The 2153-nt window shown below is 24.6% G+C and carries 3 protein-coding genes and 2 pseudogenes; all 5 read right to left on the reverse strand.

Going from position 1 to position 2153, the window contains the following annotated elements; translation table 11 throughout:
• Window positions 1–282 (reverse strand): annotated as a pseudogene (locus OU788_RS12155) (hypothetical protein); the annotation flags it as partial.
• A gap of 191 nt (window positions 283–473) precedes the next feature.
• Window positions 474–581, reverse strand: a pseudogene (locus OU788_RS12160) (acyl-CoA thioesterase); the annotation flags it as partial.
• 31 nt (window positions 582–612) lie between these two features.
• Entirely contained in the window at window positions 613–1203 is a 591-nt protein-coding gene (locus OU788_RS12165; RefSeq protein ID WP_274635414.1) for a hypothetical protein, read from the reverse strand.
• A 60-nt stretch (window positions 1204–1263) separates the two neighbouring features.
• The gene (locus tag OU788_RS12170) at window positions 1264–1740 is read right to left on the reverse strand and encodes a hypothetical protein (protein ID WP_274635415.1); all 477 of its coding nucleotides are present in this window, start codon (window positions 1738–1740) and stop codon (window positions 1264–1266) included.
• A 36-nt stretch (window positions 1741–1776) separates the two neighbouring features.
• On the reverse strand, window positions 1777–2153 hold a 377-nt coding region (locus tag OU788_RS12175; protein WP_274635416.1), incomplete at its 5' end, for a hypothetical protein.

Below are 2153 nucleotides of genomic sequence, written 5' to 3' on the forward strand. Positions count from 1 at the left end.
GATAACTTCTTTAATTTTGTTGGGTACTATTGTGAAGTTATATATATCTGTAGAATTTACATTTTTTGATGATGCTACTTTTCGAGATTCTAATAGTTTTAAAGTGCTTGTAAACTTAGTATTAATTTTTAAGTCTTCTAGTGAATGTTCCTTAATTACAAATTCCTTTTTTTCTGTTTCTAATACATCTTCTTGTTCACAATTCCACAGCAATAAGGAAACTCCAAAGAGTAGAATTCCAACTTTAAAAAGATTAACGATTTTGTTTCTTCTGTTTTTCATAATATATCAAATTTAAATGATTACAATTTTTGTTAAAAGTAAGTTATTTAAATTCTACACACAATTAGGGATATCCCTATTTATTTTTTTCCACTTCAGGGTTAACCCTGAGAATTTTTTAACAGTTTTAAATAAAAAAAGAGAAGCCTCAAGACTTCTCCTTCTACAAAATAATATGCTTTAGTATAGTTTTAATCCATGAAAATAGATTTTAGCTCTATGGCTTCCTTAGGATCCATTTTACCTGCTAAAACTAAACTTAATTGCTTTCTACGTAAAGCAGCTTCATATCGTTTTTTTATTCGTAAAACACTATTTATATTGCCATTTTTAAGAAATAGATAATACTTTTTCACATTTTATTTTCCAATGGTAGTTTTCTTTTTCTAAATATACTAAAATTGAAACACCGTCTAAACTACCTTTACTCATCCCTACAAATACAATAGCTTTGTCAAAATTATCATTAAAAGCTATCCTTGAAAAACTTAACAATAAATCCATTTTATCAAAACCTTTCGATGATAACTTTCTAAATTCCTTTTTGTATTGTATTAAAGTATCTTTATCATAAACAGTAATTTTTGAAATATCTATTTTTTTTCTGGTTTTCAAGCTATTAAACTTCTTTAGCAGTTTATGATCAACCATGTCACATTCACCTCTAAAACTATGCGTTTTTTTTAAGCTAAATAAACTATCAATTATAGCAATAGTTTTCTTTTTAGTTAATTGTTTGTAATGATATTCATAACCTCTTACACTATCTTGACATGTCATTGTTCTAACATTATAGCTTTTAGCATTTGGTAATGGAGGTATGGAAAGAACTGGGGGCATAACTAAGAAATCCTTAGCATTCTCAGTTAAAAAGGTGATAATTTGATAGGTATTTTCTTCTTCGTAATTTCTTGTTTTCATCTTTTTACAAGATGAAAAAGTCAGAAAAAAAATTATAATTAAAAAATAGCTTACTTTCATTTAACGTGCAATTACAGTTCTTCTTACTTTAAATTTCAAATATTTATCTTTTTCCACTTTAAGTAAGAAGTATAAATCTTTAAATAAAATATTAGGATTATGCTCTTTCCATGTATTATCTTGAATCCATTTATAATTGACTAAATTTAAGAAATGTGTATCACAATGATTGATTATATCTACTTTACTTCCATAAATTTTGATAAAAATAAATTCTTGAGGTCTTTTGTAAAACTGATAACTATTAAATTTTCCTTCTTTTTTATCTTTCTTTATTTGCTCTTCTCTTTTTTCATACTCAATTCTATCATACAAACTAAACATACTAATGTTAGTATTCTCTCCAGTAGTTCTTAAGATATAATCTTTATGATTCTCATTCAACATATAATATACATCATCATTTTTTGTTTGAGAATACAGTATTGATGATAAAAAAAATAAGGTTATTATGAGTTTATAACTAATCACATTCATTTGTCCCAGAGTTTTTAAAGTTAATAATAGTTTGCTTTATTCAATTTTTTCCCACCCTCTTTGAGTTCCTATATAATTTAATCTATATTTAAAAAAAACGTTGTTTGATTTTTTTATTAAATAAATTTTTTGTGCATCACTTAACTTATAATGTAATTCGCAAGGGGTTATTTTTGAGAATTTTTTTAATGTTGAGAAATTATTTTTGTTTTTAAATGAAATAGTGTCTTTCATTTCATCAAATGATAAAGTTTTGAAGTTTTTTGATAAGTTATCCACCTCAAAATTAAAAGTATTAATTTTAGTATCTTTTGAAGAAAATATTGAAAAGCTAATAGATAAATTGGGCTTTAAATCAACAATTTTCATTGAGTTATCATACTCTATGTATAGAACATCAGTCTTTTCATTTT

Origin of the sequence: Tenacibaculum sp. L6, assembly GCF_028823685.1 — a bacterium.
Lineage (GTDB): Bacteria > Bacteroidota > Bacteroidia > Flavobacteriales > Flavobacteriaceae > Polaribacter.